14 protein-coding genes are annotated in these 20,464 nt (G+C 40.2%); 10 read left to right on the top strand and 4 right to left on the bottom strand.

From position 1 onward, the window contains the following. Positions 1–36 precede the first annotated feature (36 nt). Positions 37–1,851 carry an AMP-dependent synthetase/ligase gene (locus DXA54_RS15660; protein WP_120079992.1) on the top strand — a complete coding sequence of 605 codons (1,815 nt, stop codon included), beginning with the start codon at positions 37–39 and terminating at the stop codon, positions 1,849–1,851. 189 nt (positions 1,852–2,040) lie between these two features. Here the strand turns inward: DXA54_RS15660 and DXA54_RS15655 are convergent, their stop codons facing one another. Continuing rightward, positions 2,041–4,959: a M16 family metallopeptidase gene (locus tag DXA54_RS15655; RefSeq protein WP_165863257.1), complete on the bottom strand. Its 2,919-nt coding sequence runs from the start codon at positions 4,957–4,959 to the stop codon at positions 2,041–2,043. 99 nt (positions 4,960–5,058) lie between these two features. Here DXA54_RS15655 and prfB point away from each other — a divergent pair. From prfB to DXA54_RS15635, 5 genes are all read left to right on the top strand, one after another. Then, positions 5,059–6,175, top strand: a protein-coding gene (gene prfB / locus DXA54_RS15650) for a peptide chain release factor 2 (RefSeq protein ID WP_143256892.1) whose coding sequence is annotated in 2 segments (ribosomal slippage) — positions 5,059–5,121 and positions 5,123–6,175 — 1,116 coding nt in all. Because the reading frame shifts where the segments join, the coding sequence is not laid out codon by codon here. An 84-nt stretch (positions 6,176–6,259) separates the two neighbouring features. Further along, positions 6,260–6,394, top strand: coding sequence for a hypothetical protein (locus DXA54_RS28755; protein ID WP_004299554.1), 135 nt, complete (start codon positions 6,260–6,262; stop codon positions 6,392–6,394). A 235-nt stretch (positions 6,395–6,629) separates the two neighbouring features. Continuing rightward, positions 6,630–7,682 (top strand): porin, encoded by a 1,053-nt coding sequence (locus tag DXA54_RS15645; RefSeq protein ID WP_008649397.1) that lies wholly within the window; start codon positions 6,630–6,632, stop codon positions 7,680–7,682. Positions 7,683–7,793: 111 nt separating this feature from the next. Beyond that, entirely contained in the window at positions 7,794–8,261 is a 468-nt protein-coding gene (locus DXA54_RS15640; protein WP_004305204.1) for a CYTH domain-containing protein, read from the top strand. 58 nt (positions 8,262–8,319) lie between these two features. Next, positions 8,320–9,612: an MgtC/SapB family protein gene (locus tag DXA54_RS15635; protein WP_117512575.1), complete on the top strand. Its 1,293-nt coding sequence runs from the start codon at positions 8,320–8,322 to the stop codon at positions 9,610–9,612. 218 nt (positions 9,613–9,830) lie between these two features. Here DXA54_RS15635 and DXA54_RS15630 read toward each other — a convergent pair whose 3' ends face one another. Further along, entirely contained in the window at positions 9,831–10,988 is a 1,158-nt protein-coding gene (locus DXA54_RS15630; RefSeq protein ID WP_008642847.1) for a DNA/RNA non-specific endonuclease, read from the bottom strand. Continuing rightward, positions 10,985–12,010 carry an endonuclease gene (locus DXA54_RS15625; protein ID WP_004305199.1) on the bottom strand — a complete coding sequence of 342 codons (1,026 nt, stop codon included), beginning with the start codon at positions 12,008–12,010 and terminating at the stop codon, positions 10,985–10,987. Before DXA54_RS15625 ends, DXA54_RS15630 begins: the two co-directional genes overlap by 4 nt. Positions 12,011–12,210: 200 nt before the next feature. Here DXA54_RS15625 and DXA54_RS15620 point away from each other — a divergent pair, with 200 nt between their 5' ends. The 4 genes from DXA54_RS15620 (at position 12,211) to DXA54_RS15605 (ending at position 18,737) form a co-directional block, all read left to right on the top strand. Beyond that, positions 12,211–14,739 carry a TonB-dependent receptor gene (locus DXA54_RS15620; protein ID WP_008024272.1) on the top strand — a complete coding sequence of 843 codons (2,529 nt, stop codon included), beginning with the start codon at positions 12,211–12,213 and terminating at the stop codon, positions 14,737–14,739. 47 nt (positions 14,740–14,786) lie between these two features. Further along, positions 14,787–15,641 carry a DUF5689 domain-containing protein gene (locus tag DXA54_RS15615; protein WP_004305195.1) on the top strand — a complete coding sequence of 285 codons (855 nt, stop codon included), beginning with the start codon at positions 14,787–14,789 and terminating at the stop codon, positions 15,639–15,641. A gap of 21 nt (positions 15,642–15,662) precedes the next feature. Continuing rightward, positions 15,663–17,807: a choice-of-anchor J domain-containing protein gene (locus DXA54_RS15610; protein ID WP_004305193.1), complete on the top strand. Its 2,145-nt coding sequence runs from the start codon at positions 15,663–15,665 to the stop codon at positions 17,805–17,807. A gap of 84 nt (positions 17,808–17,891) precedes the next feature. Next, the gene (locus DXA54_RS15605; RefSeq protein ID WP_004305190.1) at positions 17,892–18,737 is read left to right on the top strand and encodes a DNA/RNA non-specific endonuclease; all 846 of its coding nucleotides are present in this window, start codon (positions 17,892–17,894) and stop codon (positions 18,735–18,737) included. A 48-nt stretch (positions 18,738–18,785) separates the two neighbouring features. On the opposite strand, the gene DXA54_RS15600 is transcribed toward DXA54_RS15605, so the two are convergent. Next, complete coding sequence (locus DXA54_RS15600) at positions 18,786–20,339, bottom strand: ATP-binding protein (protein WP_004305188.1); 1,554 nt, start codon at positions 20,337–20,339, stop codon at positions 18,786–18,788. Positions 20,340–20,464 lie beyond the last annotated feature (125 nt).

The following is a 20,464-nucleotide window of genomic DNA, read 5'->3' as shown; positions in this document are numbered from 1 at the left end:
TAATACCTTTGTACCATATTTACTAATACAAAGAGTATGACTTATCATCATTTATCTGTCCTGGTCCATCGTCAGGCCGAAAAATATGGCGACAAGGTAGCCTTAAAATACCGTGACTATGAGACAGCTCAATGGATTCCTATTTCATGGAAGCAGTTCTCCGGAACAGTACGGCAAGCAGCTAATGCTTTCGTGGCATTGGGAGTGGAAGAACAAGAGAATATCGGTATATTTTCACAGAATAAACCCGAATGGTTCTATGTAGACTTTGGTGCATTTGCCAACCGGGCGGTTACCATTCCGTTTTATGCAACGAGTTCACCTGCGCAGGCGCAATATATCACTAATGATGCGCAGATTCGTTTTCTTTTTGTCGGTGAGCAATACCAGTATGATGCCGCTTTCAGTATCTTTGGTTTCTGTTCTTCTTTGCAACAACTGATAATCTTTGACCGTTCGGTGGTAAAAGACCCTCGTGACGTATCATCTATCTATTTTGATGAATTTATGGCGACGGGAGAGGGATTGCCTCATAATGATACGGTAGAAGAACGTACGGAGCGGGCTTCTTATGATGATTTGGCAAATATTCTCTATACTTCCGGCACAACGGGGGAACCGAAAGGGGTTATGCTTCATCATTCTTGTTATCTGGAACAGTTTCATACACATGATGACCGTTTGACGACGATGTCGGATAAGGATGTATCGATGAACTTCCTTCCATTAACACACGTGTTTGAGAAAGCATGGTGTTATCTCTGTATTCATAAAGGAGTGCAGATTTGTATCAATCTCCGTCCGGCAGATATACAAACAACCATTAAGGAAATTCGCCCGACACTGATGTGCAGTGTTCCCCGTTTTTGGGAGAAGGTGTATGCAGGGGTACAGGAAAAAATAAACGAAACTACAGGGTTGAAGAAGGCACTGATGCTGGATGCTATCCGGGTAGGTAGAATCCATAATCTGGATTATCTGCGTCTGGGAAAGACTCCTCCGGTGATGAATCAACTGAAATATAAGTTTTACGAAAAGACTATCTATTCTTTGCTAAAAAAAACAATCGGTATTGAGAATGGTAACTTTTTCCCGACTGCCGGTGCTGCCGTTCCCGATGAGATTAATGAATTCGTTCATTCGGTAGGAATCAATATGGTGGTAGGATATGGACTGACGGAATCTACGGCTACTGTATCTTGTACACTGCCGGTTGGCTATGATATCGGTTCGGTAGGTGTTGTACTGCCGGGGATTGAAGTGAAAATCGGTGAAGACAATGAAATCCTGCTTCGGGGTAAGACGATCACAAAAGGCTATTACAAAAAAGCGGAAGCCACAGCTGCCGCTATTGAGCCGGATGGCTGGTTCCATACAGGTGATGCCGGTTACTTTAAAAATGGACAGCTTTTCCTGACGGAACGTATTAAAGATTTATTCAAAACATCAAACGGCAAATACGTCGCTCCGCAAGCTTTGGAAACGAAGTTGGTCATTGACCGTTATATCGACCAGATTGCCATTATCGCCGATCAACGTAAGTTTGTCTCGGCTCTGATTGTTCCTGTATATGGATTTGTGAAAGAGTATGCCAAAGAAAAGGGTATTGAATATAAGGATATGACGGAACTGTTGCAGCATCCGAAGATTGTAGGATTGTTCCGTGCCCGGATCGATACACTTCAGCAACAATTTGCGCACTATGAACAAATCAAACGTTTCACTTTACTGCCTGAGCCATTCAGCATGGAACGTGGAGAATTGACTAATACACTGAAACTGAAACGGGCGGTGGTTGCCAAGAATTATAGTGAGCAGATAGAGAAGATGTACGAAGAAAGTGAGAAATAGGCGATAAGCGGTTTATCGTTAAAAATGAAACGATAAACCGTAAATGATAAATCGGAAACAATAAAGAGTGTATTGGAGCTCTCTTTAAAAGTATTACCCCTGTTACAGTTCAATTTGTAACAGGGGTAAACTTTGTGTTTAGGGGGGGCTTTGACACCTGCTAATTATTTATGGCCGGCTCGTTTCTTTTTAGTATCCGAAAATCTGTTCTTGGGTCAATTCTTCAATAGGACCTACAGCTTTCAATTTATCCAGCTCCAAATCTTTCTTATCTCCCAGGATGCAATAAACATACGTACGTCCTTTTACCCATTGCTTTTGGAAATCGACAATATCTTTTAGCGACATGTTCTGTATGTCGTTGTAGAGCTTGATGCGCGGGTCTACGTTTTGCCCTAAATCTTGTGCATTGATATAACTCCAGATAATGTCACCTTTGATGATACGTTCGGCGCGCAGACGGTTGGTTAATCCGTCTTTAGCCAGTTTGAAAGCAGCTTCGGATTCCGGCATATTATTGATGATGTCATTAAATGTAGTGACGGCATCAATCATTTTGTCGTTTTGCGTGGCAATCTGTGTACGTAGTACATAGGGATACTTCAAGTAGCTCGGCGGCATTATGCTAGCCCAGGCGGAATAAGCCAATCCACGTGTTTCACGCATTTCCTGGAAGACGATAGAGTTCATGCCCCCTCCGAAGTATTCATCATATAATGCGCGGATAGGTTCAATGGCAGGATCATACTTCTTATCGAGATTGGATATCTGTGCCATGTATATTTGCTTGGCGTCATAAGGAGCTACTAGAACTTTAGTAACGGGAGTTTCGAGATAAGCATACTCGTTTCCGGCAGGAATATCCTTCAGGACTGCCGGAACCTGATGATATTGGTTGATGGTAGCCAGTAAATCTTTGCTGCTGCTTGGGCCGTAGTATAAAATACGGTGCTTGTAGCTGTTCTGATTGTGAATCCGGTCTACCAGTTCCTGTGGATTCATATTTGTCAGTTCCGCCTCCGTCAGTAGATTGGTGGCAGGGGATTTGGGACCGTACATGGCAAAGCTCATCAAACGGGAGAAGTTCTGTCCCTGATTCAGTTTGGCGTCCGAACGGGCTTTCAGTATATCGCTGGTCATATTAGTATAGGCTTCCTTATTAACCTGCGCATCTGCCAGTAGCTTTTCGAATAATTGTACGGCAGCAGGCATATTCTCATTCAGTCCGGAAAGTACGACATACGTGCGTTCGTTACCCGGAGAAACATAGAAAGTACAAGCCAGGCGATAGAATTCACTTTTCAGTTCTTCCGGTGTCATGTCCGAAGTACCGAGATATTCGAGATAATCGAATGCTGTTCCAAAAGCTTTGTCATGGTTGTTTCCCATATCAAAGACATAAATCAATTGGAACAGGTCATTGGCTACATTCTGTTTGTAAAGAACCGGAATATCCGATTTTGCCTTTAATTGGCTCATATCCTTTTGATAATCGAGAAACACTGGTTCAATCGGTTTGACTGCGCTTTCCTGTACCTCCACAAGGAACGGACTGGCTACATCACGATTGGTTATGATAGGAGTAATCTCCGGTTTCGTCATCTTCTTTTCGTTCGGGTCTTTTCCTTGCTTTTTGTAGATAACGGCATAATTATCTTCTTTCAGGTATTTGTTGGCGAACGCTACGATGTCTTCTTTGGTCAGTTTGGCCATACGGTCGATGGCAGTAACTTCATTTTTCCAGTCTGTGCCGTTAATAAATGAGTTGACAAACATATCGGCACGTCCTTCGTTGCTTTCCATGTTTTGCAGTTCACCGAGTTTGAAATTGTTGATGTTCGCTTCCAGCATTTTCTCGTCGAACTCTCCGGCACGGAGCTTCTTGATTTCGCTGAGTAGCAAGTCTTTTACCTCTTCCAGTGTTTGTCCTTGTTTAGGAAGTCCTCCTAACAGCAATGCAGAGTAATCTGCCAGTCCCATCGGGTAACCGTAACTATTCAAGACCTTCTGTTGCTGGTTCAGATCAAGGTCGATAAGTCCTGCCTTTCCATTGTACAATACTTGCGAAACGACTTGCAGGATTTCAAAGTCTTTGTCGGATACACCGGGGAATCTCCAAGCCAATGCAACGCTTTCGGCATCCGGACCTAACACCTCTTTTACAACAGGTTGCGTGATTGGCGCCTCTTTCGGAAGGTCCAGTTTCGGGAGTTCCGGATTGGGTTTCAATCCACCAAAATATTTATCGATTAATGCAATTGTTGCATCCGGGTCTAAATCGCCAGACATACAGATTGCCATATTGTTGGGCACATACCATTGTTTATAGTAGTTCTTGATATTCGTGATAGAAGGATTCTTTAGGTTCTCCTGTGTACCTAACACAGTCTGCGTTCCATAAGGATGCTTGGGAAAAAGAGAAGAAAAAATAGCTTCCTGCACTTTGCTGTTGTCACGGGTGAGTGACATATTTTTCTCTTCATATACAGCTTCCAATTCAGTATGGAAACCACGAATTACATTGTTTTCAAAACGATCTGCCTGAATCTTCGCCCAGTTTTCTATCTGGTTGGAAGGAATGTCTTCCTGATAGACCGTCTGGTCATACCAGGTATAAGCATTGCTGCCGGTAGATCCGATGGCTGCCATTAATTTGTCATATTCATTAGGGATAGCATACTTGGAAGCTTCGTAAGAAAGGCTGTCGATGGTGTGGTAGATCGCCTTACGTTCCGCTTCATCCGTAGTCTTACGATAAATTTCGAACTGTTGTTCGATTGCATCCAGCAGAGGTTTTTCGGTCGCGTAGTCTTTTGTGCCAAACTTGTCGGTGCCTTTAAACATGAGATGTTCGAAATAATGGGCAAGTCCCGTCGTTTCTGCCGGGTCATTCTTCCCGCCCACTCTTACTGCGATAAATGTTTGTATGCGCGGAGTTTCCTTGTTTACGGTGAGGTAAACCTTTAGTCCGTTATCCAGTGTGTAAATGCGGGCTTTTAGCGGGTCATTGGGCACTGTTTCGTAGCTATACTTCTTTTGTGAGCTACAGCTGCAAATCACTAATGCCAGGAAGAGTGACAAGCAAGAAAGTTTCAATCGTTTGTTCATAATATGACAACATTTTAATAACAAAAACAAAGGTAGCAGAATTTTGCTTATCTTTGTCCCCGATATCTGAAATTTGTAAATAATAAATTTGTAAATCAAATGATTACTATTGAACAACTTAAAGACGTGAAAGAGCGCACTGATGCGCTGAGGAGGTATCTTTGACATCGACGGGAAGAAAATTCAAGTCGAAGAAGAGCAATTAAGAACACAAGCTCCGGGATTCTGGGATGACCAGAAGAGAGCCGAAGCTCAAATGAAACTGGTGAAAGACCTGCAAAAGTGGATTGAGGGTTACAACGAACTCAAAACGCTGGCAGACGAACTCGAACTGGCATTTGATTTCTATAAAGAAGAACTGGTGACTGAGGAAGATGTAGATGCTGCTTATGCAAAAGCCAGTGAGGCGGTAGAGGCACTCGAACTCAAAAATATGCTTCGTGATGAAGCCGACCAGATGGATTGTGTGCTGAAAATCAATTCAGGTGCCGGTGGTACGGAAAGTCAGGACTGGGCTTCCATGTTGATGCGTATGTATCTGCGTTATGCCGAGACGAATGGTTATAAAGCTACCATTGCCAACCTTCAGGAAGGGGATGAAGCCGGAATCAAGACCTGTACTATCAATATCGAAGGTGACTTTGCTTATGGTTATTTGAAAGGAGAGAACGGTGTGCACCGTTTGGTTCGTGTTTCTCCCTACAATGCGCAGGGTAAACGTATGACCTCTTTTGCTTCTGTGTTTGTTACTCCGTTGGTAGATGACAGTATTGAAGTTAATATTTTGCCTGCCAATATCTCTTGGGATACGTTCCGAAGCGGTGGTGCCGGTGGACAGAATGTGAATAAGGTGGAGTCCGGTGTCCGTTTGCGTTATCAGTATAAAGACCCTTATACCGGTGAGGAAGAAGAAATCCTGATCGAGAATACCGAAACCCGTGACCAACCGAAGAATCGTGAGAATGCAATGCGTCAGTTACGTTCTATCTTATATGATAAGGAATTGCAGCACCGTATGGCAGAACAGGCGAAGGTGGAAGCCGGTAAGAAGAAAATCGAATGGGGTTCTCAAATCCGAAGCTACGTATTTGATGACCGTCGTGTGAAAGACCACCGTACCAACTATCAAACCTCGGATGTGAACGGCGTGATGGATGGCAAAATAGATGGTTTTATCAAAGCTTATTTGATGGAGTTTTCTTCACAAGAATCATAAAAAATAAAATTAGCAAGAATTATTTTTGGAAAGTTAATAGATTTGTACTTACTTTGTTAGCGTTGAACTTTAAAGCTAACTATTATGGGTAAGGTGAAGAAAAAAGTAGCAATTAGTAAGAAAGAAGAAGAACAAGCCCAGAAGGTTGTCAAAATAGTGTTCGTCTCATTAATTATTTTGGCATTGATTATGCTGATCGCATTTTCCTTTTTCGGCTGATAAGTTCGCCACAAATTATACGGTTAACCCAGATTGTTTGGTTATTGATAGGATAAATATCAAATCCGATCTGTGTTAATCTGCGTAATTTGTGGCGAACTCTTTGTTTTGTAATGCATTTGTGTTCTCTGTAATATAAATGTAACTTTTCTGTCATTTTCCTGTATTCGATTTGTCATCTTCGTGTATCCTCACAGTTGTACTTTTGCCGTGAATTTAGTAGCAGACAACTGAAATGAGTAGAATCAGAACAACCGTCGTTATGCTTTTGCTGGCGACAATGGCCTTTGGACAGGCAAAAGAAGATGCAGGGGATGGTAAGATGCTGGATAAACAGACCATGGAGTTTAAGGATTATCTGCCGGAGATTCACGGAACAATCCGGGGAAAGTACGAATACCAGACAGAAACAAGTGAAAGCCGTTTTGAAGTACGTAATGCACGCTTCAGTGTTTCGGGAAATGTGCATCCGATAGTTGCTTATAAAGCGGAAATCGACCTTTCCGATGAAGGCTCTATCAAGATGCTCGATGCGTATGCACGTGTTTTTCCGGTGAAAGACCTGAATTTTACGATTGGTCAGATGCGCGTTCCTTTCACAATAGACGCTCACCGTTCACCACATCAACAGTATTTTGCAAATCGCTCATTCATAGCTAAACAAGTAGGAAATGTGCGTGACGTTGGTTTTACGGCTGGCTATACGAATAAAGGTGGCTTCCCTTTTATCCTTGAAGGAGGATTATTCAACGGCTCCGGTTTGACCAATCAGAAAGAATGGCATAAAACGCTGAATTACTCCATAAAAGCGCAGTTACTGCCTAATAAGAACTGGAATCTGACACTTAGCACCCAAATGATAAAACCGGAAAATGTGCGGATTAATATGTACGATGCCGGTGTCTATTATCAGAATGATCGTTTTCATATTGAGGCGGAATATTTATATAAAATGTACGGTCACGAAGCATTTAAAGATGTTCATGCGGTGAATAGTTTTATTAATTACGATTTACCATTAAAGAAAGTATTCAATAAAATCTCCTTCCTGGCTCGCTATGATATGATGACCGATCATAGTGATGGTAAGATGGATGAAACGACAAAAGCTTTGATTATAAATGATTATGCCCGACATCGTGTGACAGGCGGAATCACATTAAGTCTTTCCAAAGCTTTCATTGCCGACCTCCGACTGAACTTCGAGAAATATTTCTATAAGAACTCCGGCGTTCCAAAAGAATCGGAACGGGACAAAATCGTGATTGAGTTCATGACGAGATTCTGAAATAAATAGAGACTTGAAAATTGAGAATTGTAGTTTTCTGATACATGATGTGAGGTATCAAACTATCATTTTTTAATTCTCAATTTTCAATTTTTAATTTATCTTTGTGCCATGGCACAGGAAATAGAACGTAAATTTTTAGTTATCGGTGAATTCAAGTCTTCGGCTTTTGCGCAGAGTCATATTGTGCAGGGGTATATCAGTAGTGCTCGCGGGCGTACTGTCCGGGTTCGTATTCGGGATGAAAAAGGTTATCTGACAATAAAGGGAGCTTCTAATGCTTCCGGTACCAGTCGTTATGAATGGGAAAAGGAGCTGGCCTTATCAGAAGCAGAAGAATTGATGAGGCTTTGCGAACCGGGGATTATTGACAAGACCCGTTATTTGGTACGTAGTGGCAAACATGTATTTGAAGTCGACGAGTTTTATGGTGAGAATGAAGGACTTATTGTGGCAGAAGTAGAGTTGGAATCGGAAGATGAGGCTTTTGTAAAACCCGACTTTATTGGTGAGGAGGTAACGGGCGACATACGCTACTATAATTCACAGCTAATGAAAAAACCGTATAAAACGTGGTGAGCGTTAACAAATAAACCGTATATTTGTTCTTATATAAAAAAGAGAGCAGTGTATGGATATGGAACAGTTGTACAGCTATGTGCCGCGTGAATTGGTTACTTTTGTTTTAGTAACCTTGTTTTCTTTATTAATCGGACTTTCGCAACGTCGAATCAGTCTGAAGCGTGAGGGGGAAACTACTCTTTTCGGAACCGACCGCACCTTTACCTTTATTGGTATACTGGGTTACTTGCTTTATATCTTAGACCCTACGGATATGCGTCTGTTTATGGGAGGTGGAGCGGTATTGGGATTGCTGTTGGGATTAAACTATTATGTAAAGCAATCACAATTTCATGTTTTTGGTGTAACTACCATCATTATTGCCCTGATTACTTATTGTATGGCTCCTATCGTAGCTACCCAACCTTCCTGGTTTTATGTTATGGTAGTTGTGACTGTGCTCCTGCTGACAGAACTCAAACATACTTTTACAGAGTTTGCGCAACGGATGAAGAATGATGAAATGATTACGTTAGCCAAGTTCTTGGCTATCAGCGGTATCATATTACCGATGCTTCCGCATAAGAATCTGATTCCGGATATTAATCTTACTCCTTATTCTATCTGGTTGGCAACGGTAGTAGTATCCGGCATTTCCTATCTCTCTTATCTATTAAAGAGATATGTATTCCATGAATCCGGAACGTTAGTTTCCGGTATTATTGGTGGATTATACAGCAGTACGGCTACGATCTCGGTACTTGCCCGTAAAAGCCGGAAAGCCTCTGAACAGGAAGCTACTGATTATGTTGCTGCCATGTTGTTGGCTGTCAGCATGATGTTTCTGCGATTTATGATACTGATACTTATTTTCAGTAGAGAAATCTTCCTGTCTATTTATCCGTATCTGTTGACTATGGCGGTGGTGGCGGCTATTGTTGCTTGGTTTATCCATTCCCGACAAAAACGACCGGAAGACCAGCCTGCTGAAACAGAAGAGGATGATAGTAGCAACCCGTTGGAATTTAAAGTTGCTTTGATTTTTGCCGTACTCTTTGTGATATTTACTTTCTTAACTCACTATACGTTAGTGTATGCGGGCACAGGCGGATTAAATCTCTTGTCTTTTGTTTCCGGTTTTAGTGATATAACTCCTTTCATCTTAAACTTGTTGCAAAATACAGGTAGTGTGGTTGCATTGATAATTACTGCTTGTAGTATGCAGGCTATCATTAGTAATATAATGGTAAATATGTTCTATGCTCTATTCTTTGCAGGAAAGGGGAGTAAACTTCGTCCTTGGATTTTGGGAGGATTCGGTGTGGTAATTACTTGTAATCTCGTTTTGTTGCTGTTCTTTTATATTTAAGAAAAGCGAGCAATTGATCGTTTTTCATTAATCCAATTCAAGTAATTTACTATTTTGTCGAATATAATCGATAAAATAGAGGTGTTTTTATCGACTATACTCGATAAAGTGAAATGGATAAAAAATGAAGAGTAAATTTCATTAAAAAGGAAACTTACTCTTCATTTAAATTCAAAGTGAGATATTTGTTGAATATCTTTAAGTAGTGGTATGACTTGTTACCATTTCCAGTTGTCTTTACTCTTTTCTACCTCTTTTTCTATGTCTGAAGGAAGATTAGGGAAAAAATCAATATCCGTATTAGCTTCTAACTCGTCTATAGTAACCTCATATTTAGAAAAGGGTTCTTTACTATTATAAGATTTATGCTCAAACCAATACCCTATGGCAGAATATTTTCCATCTTTAAGGGATAACAGTGCCATAAAATAGTATTTGGGAACGGCTATATTATGAGAGCCATCAGATATATATTTTAGTATCTGGTCATCCCTAATTGTTCCCCCTTTTACTACATATAATGTATCTTTTGAATTAGTAATGCTATAGCCTTTACTTTGAACTTGTCTTTCTAAATTTAGCCAAATACCTCCGTTGAATCCATCTTGAATTTGTGGACTCATATTTGACATGTAGAATGTTTTTTTGTTGGCTGCTACTGAATATTGTCTGTCTTCGGAAGCTATTAAATGTCCTCTACTGTAGTTAGAACCAGAAAAAGCTTTTTCTCCAAGTCTGTATGCTGGAGGTAATGAAAGATCTTCTGTAAAGTTCTCATTTCTTCCTGCATCTTGGTCAGAAGTGGCGGTGCTAAAAGTGCATGCGACCCAACGAGAATGCATTTTGTTACAATCATACTCATAGCTATAAGTAATAATCTCTTTGTTATTCTCTTTAGTAGTGTGTGTGATGAACTTATACATATCTCCAGAACGCAAAGCTGGAATTTCAATCCTCCCTGCATATCCTGAAGGCTTTTCCGGGTCTGGATCTGGATCAGGATTAGAACCATTGCCTGCTAATTGTTTGAGTGTAAACTCTGCTTTTTCTTTCCCTGCTATGATTGTAATAATGACACTTCGTTCAGCTCCGGTATTTGCTTTCATATATCCACTGATAGAGCCATTTCCATTGCCGGATGTTCTACTCAATGTACACCAAGTCTCACTACTTGAAGCCTGCCATGTGCCATCAGCTTTTACACGAATGATAAATCCGCCTCCATTTGCATTGATTTGCGTTTGGTCAATAGAGGCAATTCCTTGATTGGTATTGCCCGGATTGTCCGGAAGTTCTGGAGAATCCTGTTCACTACATGAGATTACAGTGCTACAAGTTATGAACAGGATGAATAGTTTAAATAATGCTTTTGTCATTTCACTTCTTTAATTAGATAAATAATAGTAGGCAAGTGATCGCTATACCCATTTAGCCATACACCACCTGCTTGCGTCCGTTTAGGATAACCTTTGTATTTCCCTTCTTTTTGGAACATAAAATCACGGCGGAAGATTTCATGTTTATAGAATTTCAGTGTACTGCGATCAGTGCCCAATAAATTCCCGGTGAATACGATTTGATCGAACAAATTCCATTTGCCTTTGTACATCAGAGTTCCGTATCCTTTTTTCAAAGTATCCCACCAAGGATTGTACAAATCTGTAGGTCCTACATCAGCAGGCTTACGTTTAGCTCCAAGTGCTACGGCCATACTTTTATCCATCGGGTCGTCATTCATATCCCCCATGATAACAATTTTGGCTGCGGAGTCTTCCCTTAACAGTGAGTCTTTGATCGCTCTAACCTGCTCCCCTGCGCGTTCACGCGCCGGAGAAGCAGCTGCTCTCGAAGGCCAGTGATTGACGATAAAGTGCATTTTCTCACCTGCGATATTACCGCTGGCAATCAGGAAACCACGTGTCTTATGCACCGTATCATTGATATATACATAAGGTACGAGTTTACTATTTGTCAGTTCAAACAATTTGGGATTATAGAAGAAAGCACAGTCCACACCACGTTGGTCTGCTCCTTCGTAGTGAACATATTGGTACCCTCTGTCCGCTAAAGCAGGTTGTTTCAGTATGTCCTCCAATACTCTGTAATTTTCGATTTCAGAAACGCCGATAATGGCGGGACCCATTGGTAACTTGTCGGTACTTAACATACTTAATATTTCCGACATGTTTTTCAGCTTAGCCTTATACTTCATCGTATTCCACTGATTAGTACCGTTAGGAAGATACTCGTAGTCATTCTTACCTTCATCATGAATGGTGTCAAACAAATTCTCCATATTGTAGAACGCTACACTGTAGAGGGCAAATTTCTTTTCTTGTCCGTAGGCCATGAGGACAAAAAGAGCGAGTACACCTAAAGTCATTAAGCTTTTTTTCATCTTTAAAATTGATTTTAAAAGTGGGTAATTTGTCATTTGTATGACAAATATCTAAAAAGAAAACGGAAAAACCACCCTTGCTAGTTACTTTTTTTGCAAAAAACATTGTTATATATAAAATTCTTTGTTATTTTGCGTAACAACATATTTCTTTTATGTTGCAAAATGAAAGACCAATTAACATTAATATAAATTAAATTATGAAACAACGACTAGGGTTAGCGATCGTGCTATTTTGCTTAATGCCAGCACTTTTTGCGCAGCAAAAGGCAAAGCAAAACGCCCGTGAGGACAATGCTTCTTTCATGTTTACAGAATCACAATTGAATGAGGATGATGATGCAGCACAGAGCACATCTGCATTGGTCACTTCTAACAATGATGTTTATCTGTCAAATGTAGGTTATCTGTTTAGCCCAATGAGATTTCGTGTAAGGGGATATGATTCCCAGTACAGTGACATGTATATCAATGGGGTACAGTTTAATGATGCAGAAACAGGACGTTTCAGCTACGGATTAATAGGAGGATTGAACGATGCTACCCGTAATAAGGAAGGGATCGGTCCTTTTGAATTTAACAACTTTACTTTTGGCGCGATAGGAGGTGCCACCAATATCAATTTACGTGCCAGCCAATATGCGGCCGGCTCAAAACTAACACTGTCAGGTAGTAACCGCAACTACATTTTGCGTGGAATGTATACTTATTCTACAGGTCTGATGAACAATGGTTGGGCATTTACCGGATCATTGGGTTATCGCTGGGGTAATGAGGGAAATATTGAAGGAATCAAATATAATTCTTTTTCTTACTTTCTCGGTGCGGAGAAAGTATTCAACGAACGCCATAGTCTCTCTTTGGCAACTTGGGGAACACCGACAGAGAGAGGACAGCAAATGGCGGCAACCGAAGAAGCTTATTATTTAGCGAACAGTCATTATTATAATCCGAACTGGGGATATCAGAATGGAGAAAAACGAAATGCACGTATTGTACGTCAGTTCGAACCATCGGCTATTGCTTCATGGAATTTCACCATTGATGATAATAAGAAGTTAGTGACAAGTGCCGGATTCAAATATTCCAACTATGGGAAAAGTGCTCTAGGCTGGAATGGTAATGCGGCCGATCCACGCCCGGATTATTATAAAAAGTTGCCTAGCTCAATCTTTGATGTATGGGAATCTGTTCCTACTGCCGATGAATTGCAGCAGTTTAATGAAGTTACAGATAATTGGAAAAATAATAAAGCTTATCGTCAGTTAGATTGGGATGCTCTTTATTTTGCCAATAAACAGGCGAATGCATTAGGTAAAGAGACACTTTATTATGTAGAAGAACGTCATGATGATCAGTTGGCTTTCAACCTTAGTTCGGTATTCAATCATCAATGGAATGAACACAACAGCTACATTGCGGGAGTTGCCGTGAATACAACCAAAGGTATGCATTATAAAAAAATGAAGGATTTGCTGGGCGGACAGCTTTATACTGACGTCGACAAATTTGCAGTGCGCGATCATGGAGCTAGTTCCAGTATGGTGCAAAATGATCTTGATAATCCTAACCGCCGTATTGGTGAAGGTGATAAATTTGGTTATGATTATAACATCTATGTGAATAAGCAGAGTGCATGGGTGCGTTATCAGGGTAACAATGGCGGGTCATTAAACTATTTTGCTTCCGGTAAGATAGGATCTACACAGATGTTCCGCGATGGATTGATGAGAAACGGACGTGCTCCGTTGAAATCACTTGGTAGCAGCGGTACGGCTAAATTCCTTGAAGGAGGTATAAAAGCCGGTTTGAATTGGGCTATCAATGGTAACCATTCTTTCACGTTGAATGCCGGATATGAAGAACGTGCACCGTTGGCCTATAACTCTTTTATTGCTCCACGTATTAAGAATGACTTTGTGAGAGACTTGAAAACAGAGCGTATCATTGGTGGTGATTTGACTTATAACTTCAACACTCCATGGGTGATGGGACGTTTGACTGGTTATTACACTCGCTTCCAGAATCAGGTAGAAATGGATGCTTTTTATAATGATAGCGAAGCACGTTTCACTTATCTTTCTATGAATGGCATTGAAAAGGAACATTGGGGAATAGAAGCAGCGGCTACCTTTAAGTTGACAAGTGAACTTTCATTGACGGCTATCGGTACTTGGAGTGAAGCTAAATACACCAATAATCCGGATGCTGTATTGACATATGAAAGTGAGAATGAGTCAAACCTCGATCGTGTTTATGCTAAAGGTATGCGTGCTAATGGTACTCCGCTTTCTGCTTATAGCCTTGCTTTGGATTATAACGTAAAAGGTTGGTTCTTCAATTTGACCGGAAACTATTATGATCGTGTATATATCGATTTCTCAAGCTATCGTCGTCTTGGCAGCGTATTGGATAAAAATGGTGCCGGCGTAGATGCTAATGGAAATCCGGTTCTCCATGTACCAGGTCAGGAGAAACTGGATGGTGGATTTATGTTGGATGCTTCCATCGGAAAATACATTCGTTTACGTAATGGAAAGAGCATTAGCCTTAATTTGAGTTTGACTAATATCTTGAACAATACAGATTTGCGTACAGGCGGTTTCGAACAAAACCGTGATGATAATTACAAAGACGGTGACGCACGTGTTTACAAGTTTTCTAAGAACTCTAAGTATTTCTACGCATTCCCGTTCAACGCTTTCTTGAACATTGGTTATAGATTTTAAGAATGTGTAGTTATCAATCCAAAACAATAAGAAAGGAAGAAACAATTATGAAGAAATTACTATCTATATTATGTACCGGATTGCTGCTATGTGGCGCAGGTCTCACTTCCTGTGAGAACTATGATGATCCGGTGACGGGAAATGCTTATGGCAATAATTCAATCCCGGAAGGACGCACCATTTCAATAGCTGCGCTGAAAGAGAAATACAATGATTTCATCGATACGAGTACTGATACGTATACTACTATTGAGGATGAAACACGTATTGAAGGTGTAATAATTGGAGATGATGAAAGTGGGAACATCTACAAACAGCTTGTCGTTGGTGATGAAACAGGTGCTATTATTGTAGGAGTTAATAATTCCGGATTATATGCCTTTTGTCCGGTAGGTCAAAAAGTCGTAATTGACTGTAAGGGATTGCAAATCGGTAGTTACCGTAAGCTTGCACAAATCGGTTCAATTTATGAAGGTAAAGTGGGACGTATGCCCGAATATGTATGGAAACAGCATGTACGTTTGATTAATGAACCGAAGTTGTTTTATGATGAATTAAGACCTTTAGAAATCTCTACGGCTGCAGAATTGACCGCTGTGGATATGAAGCAGGCGCCATTGCTTGTTACATTAAAAAATGTAAGTTTTCCGGATGCAAATGGTACTACAACTTATGCAGCAGAGGAAGATGTAGCCAATCCAAATCTTTCTTTTGTAGAACGCAATATCAACTATGCTGATGGTACTAAGTCTGCGGCTGTGGCACATACCAGTATCTATGCTAACTTCTCAAAAGATGTTCTTCCGCAAGGTACTTTAAATGTGACAGGTATACTGACCCGATATAACAATGCTTGGCAATTGATTATTCGTACTGGCAGTGATGTAAAACGCAATAAATAATTCAAATAACAATATACAATTATGAAAAAGATTCTAAATGCTTTATTCTTGACACTGCTTGCAGTGTTCACATTTAGTTCATGTAGTGATGTACCGGCTCCTTATGATATATTGGGAGAGGGTGATGTTCCGGGGCTGACGGGTGATGGTTCTAAAGATAATCCATATACTGTATCAGATTTAAAGGCTAAGGCCGATGGTACTACTGTAGCTTGGGTACAAGCATATATTGTAGCAGGTATTAAGTCTTCTACCGATATGTCCATAAGTTCTGAAAATGATGTTGTTTTTGGAACACAACCCACAGGTGTGAAAGCTACTGCATTTCTGATTGCAGATGACCGTGGAGAAAGCGATTATAAGAATTGTTCAGCGGTTAATTTAAGTGGTAAAACTGCTGGCTGCTCTGAAGTTAAGGCAGCTTTAAATTTGGTTGATAATGCAACAACTCCTCTTCCTCGTTTAGTGACTTTGAAAGGAACCTTAGTGAAAAATACATGGGGATTACCGGGATTGAAAGAAGTTACAACTGCGATATTGGAAGATGGCACTATTATTGGTGAAGGGGGAGATGAGCCTACGCCTCCGGTTGGCGGAGTTACATTCTTTGAAGAATCATTTGCTTCAGATAAAGGTACATTTACTATTGAAGATAAAACACGTCCTACTAAAGTAAGCGAAATCTGGAAATGGGAGTCTTATACACCGGAGACTGGCGGAACTGCCAGCAAATATATGAAAGCTAGTGCTTATATCTCTGCAACAGAAAAAGAAGCATCAGAAAGCTGGTTGATATCTCCTGTTGTAAATCTGACAAAAGCGACCAAAGCTTCATTGACATTTGAACATGCTCATAAATTCTGTGGTGATCCTGCAAAAGAGTTGACTATATGGGTGAAGGAAAGTACTGCTTCTGATTGGACTCAAGCTACTATACCAACTTATGGAACTAATCAGGATTGGAAATTTGTTTCTTCTGGTAATATTGACCTTGCTAGCTATGTTGGTAAAAATATTCAATTTGCTTTCAAATATATAAGTACTACTTCTAATGTAGGTACATGGGAAGTGAAGAATGTGAAGATTGTTGGAGAAGGTGAAGGTGGTGAAACTCCTGAACCTCCTGTTGAGGGAACTGAAATATTTACAGAAAAGTTTGGTGCTAAGATTATAGGAAAAGATGAAGAAAGACCAGCTATAAGTGCTTATCAGGGTTGGGATAATTCGAATTTGACTTTTGCAGCAACGAGTGGAGATATACGTGCTATTGCTCATAAGACTCCTGAAGTTTCTTCAGATGCACCTATGGTGAATCATGCTTGGTTTCCTAAAAATAGTGAGGTGAATTTCTCAATTTCTAATATAAAAGCTTCTGGTTATAGTAAGTTCATTGTTGCTTATGAAGTAGCGTCTAATGTGTATAATGCAGGTGAAACTGCAGATTTGAGTGCTATCAAAGTTGTTTTGAATGACAAGGAAGTAGTGGCAGCAAGTAAGGTTGTGAGCGCAGCAAATAAAGAAGCTAATATTTTCTATTCTATGCAAGTGGAAGTGGAGGTTGCAGGTACTGATGCTTCTACGTTAAAGTTTGTTGCTGATGTAGCTGATAACACTGTAGGTTTCCGTCTTTATAACATTAGATTATATGGTGTGGAAGGAGGTACTGCCCCGGAACCATCAGGTGAATTATTGAAGAATGGTAGTTTTGAAGTTTGGAATGATACTAAGCCAGAAGGTTGGGGGAGAGAATCTGCAACTAATGCTACCTATAGTAAATATACAGAAAGCGCGCAAGATGGTACGATGTCGGTGTTAATATCTAATACCTCAACGAGTAATAAACGTTTAGGTAGTGATGATATAAAATTAAGTGTTGGAAATTACACACTTTCTGTATATGCAAAGAATGCTGTAGCAGGTGCTACTGCTAATATGAAAGTTGGTTATGTGCTAATAAAGGAAGACGGTACGGTGGATAGTGGCAAATATAATTATGTTAGTGGAACGACTGCAATTGCTTTAACTGATGAATGGACTAAATATGAATATTCAATTGAGTTGGAAGCAGAGCAAACTGTTTCTATTGTATTTATGAGTTCGGGTAGTAAGTCTGTTGCGGCTAAAGATATGTTGATTGATAATGCATCTTTGGTTGTAAAAAAATAATTGGTATTCCTCAAAAATAGAATCTAAAACTGGCTCAAATAATGTTTGGGTCAGTTTTAGTTCTTTTTTAATATTTGATATTGTATGAGATATAATACTTTGCTTTGGCTGGGCTTATTATGTATAAGCTTTTGCGCTTGTGATAAAGATGAAAATAACAACTCCAATAATTTCGCCACCGGCATCGTAGAACTCCCAGCCTTACGCAATGGTGCAAACGATGTGTTTGTAACACACTACACCACATTCAATGGGCAGAAAGTAACTTCTTTCAGTATGGAATACGATAAGAGTAAGAAACATTCCCGTTGGATTGCCTTTCGATTTGACAATCAAACAAAGCAACAAAATGTATCACGTAGTGATGAGCCTTTTGATGCAGATCCTGCTATCGGTTCACAATACCAACGTGTGCAAGCAGATTTTGGGAAACAAGGTTATGATAGAGGGCATCTTTGTGCTTCTGCCGACAGACTTTATTCGCGTGAGGTAAATGAACAGACTTTTTATTACACTAATATGAGTCCTCAACGAAATAAATTTAATACAGGTATTTGGTTGACTTTGGAGGGACAGGTGCAATCATGGGGACGTAGCTGCACATCTTCAGATACCTTATATGTGGTAAAAGGAGGAACGATTGATAAGGAAGATCAGATCAGAGGATATATTAGTAACGACCGTAGCAAGCCCATTCCTAGATATTATTATATGGCTTTGTTGTTTAAAAAAGGAGATTCATTCAAAGCGATCGCTTTTTGGATGGAGCATACCGACTCTCCGAAATCAACAAAGTTAGTTGACTATGCATTATCAATAGACGAACTGGAGGAAAAGACAGGAATCGATTTCTTCCCGAGTCTGAATGATAATTTAGAAAATGCGCTTGAGGCTACGTATTCAACAAAAGCGTGGCCGGGATTGGAATAAGATCACCACGTTAATAATAACAGACTCTTTGTCAAGGCGGGGTATACTTCAGGATTCTACTACCCATTTTTCGATATTACGGGTTTTCTCACTGAAGTTAATCCCTATCTTGAATAGTTTCCGTCCATCCGCTTCGAAAGGTAGCGCATAGCGTTTGTCATTAATTTGCTGCAAAGCCTCTTCTGCTGTTCCGTTTAGCTTGAATTCCATTATATAAATGAACTTCTCTGTCTGTAGCACGAGATCTATACGCCCGTCATTAGTGTGGTATTCCACCTTGGTATAGAAGCCAACCAGCTTGAAAACGATGAAAAGTACGTTCTCATAATGTAGTTCCTGCTCCCGGATTACTTCGTAAGTCGTATCGGCAAAGAAACTCTGCAGGCGGTGGAAGAAAGAATCATAATCTCCCGTTTCTACTTCACGGACGAATTTTTGAACTTCAAATGGGGATTCCACCTTATTCACATTCGCGTAAAAAGGAAGCAGAAAGCGAATGAATCCTTCTTCTACTTCACGGTTGGGGAAACCTAAACGGTATATGCCAAAACGTTCGTCATATCCTTTAATGGTGAGGTATCCGCTTTGGTAAATCACTGGAATCGGGTTGGTTGATTCGGAGTCGATGCTATTCAGTACTTGTGCATCAGTTTCTTCGTGTGCCATCCGTTCCAGATCATAATGATGCTTTTTTAGTAACTTAACCAGATAGGTAGGTGTCCCCGTCTCAAACCAATAACTGCCGAATTCTTTATATTTGAAAGCGTTGAGCAGACTAAACGGATTATATATACCGATAGAATTATGTGTAAAATGATAGCCATCATAATATTCTTTTAGTTTTGTACAGAGCTTGTCATACGACAAACCTTGCGTCTCTGCAAACTCATGAAGTTCGATATCTAAGTTTTCATGAAGCTCCTGATCGCTGACACCGCAGATTTCAACATAATCTTTTCGCATTGAGATGTCATCCAAATTATTCAAGTCGCTAAACACACTGACTTTGCCAAACTTTGTAACGCCGGTCAAGAACGCAAACTTTATATAGCCATCCATTGTTTTGAGTGCCCCATAGAAAGGTTTTAAAGTGTCCCGGAATTGTTTTTGCAATTTTTCGTTGCCGATGGCTTGCAACATGGGCTTATCATATTCATCTACCAAAATAACTACGCGCTGTCCTGCCTGCTTGCAGGCGCGTTCTATGATACCGGCAAAACGCAGGGAAAATGAGCGTTCGGATGGCTCGGCACCATAGAGCTTTTCCCATGCAGTCAACGATTTTTCGAGTATATTATCCAGACTTTCCGGCGTATCATATTTTTCGATATTAAGGTCCAGATGTAGTATCGGATATTTAATCCAATCCTTTTCCAACCTTTCTACAGCCAGTCCTGTAAACAGTTCTTTTTTTCCTTGAAAATAGGCTTCAAGAGTAGAGATGAGCAGACTCTTTCCGAAGCGGCGCGGGCGGCTTAAGAAATAGTAACTACCGGTTTTTACCATTTGATACATCAATGCCGTTTTATCAATATATAAATAGCCGTCATTACGAATCTTTTCGAAATTCTGTATGCCAATGGGATAAATTTTAGTGCTCATATACTCCGGTTTTATAAATCAATTACACAAAGGTAATAAATTTCCGGGTACTTCATTGCTTTTAAAAAGAGGAAAGTATAAGTATAGTTGCTTTTAACTGAATGAAGTGTAGAAAACAGTCATAC

It is taken from the genome of Bacteroides sp. OF03-11BH (assembly GCF_003604005.1).
GTDB classification, from domain to species: domain Bacteria; phylum Bacteroidota; class Bacteroidia; order Bacteroidales; family Bacteroidaceae; genus Bacteroides; species Bacteroides ovatus.
This window is presented reverse-complemented; position numbering and strand designations above follow the sequence as displayed.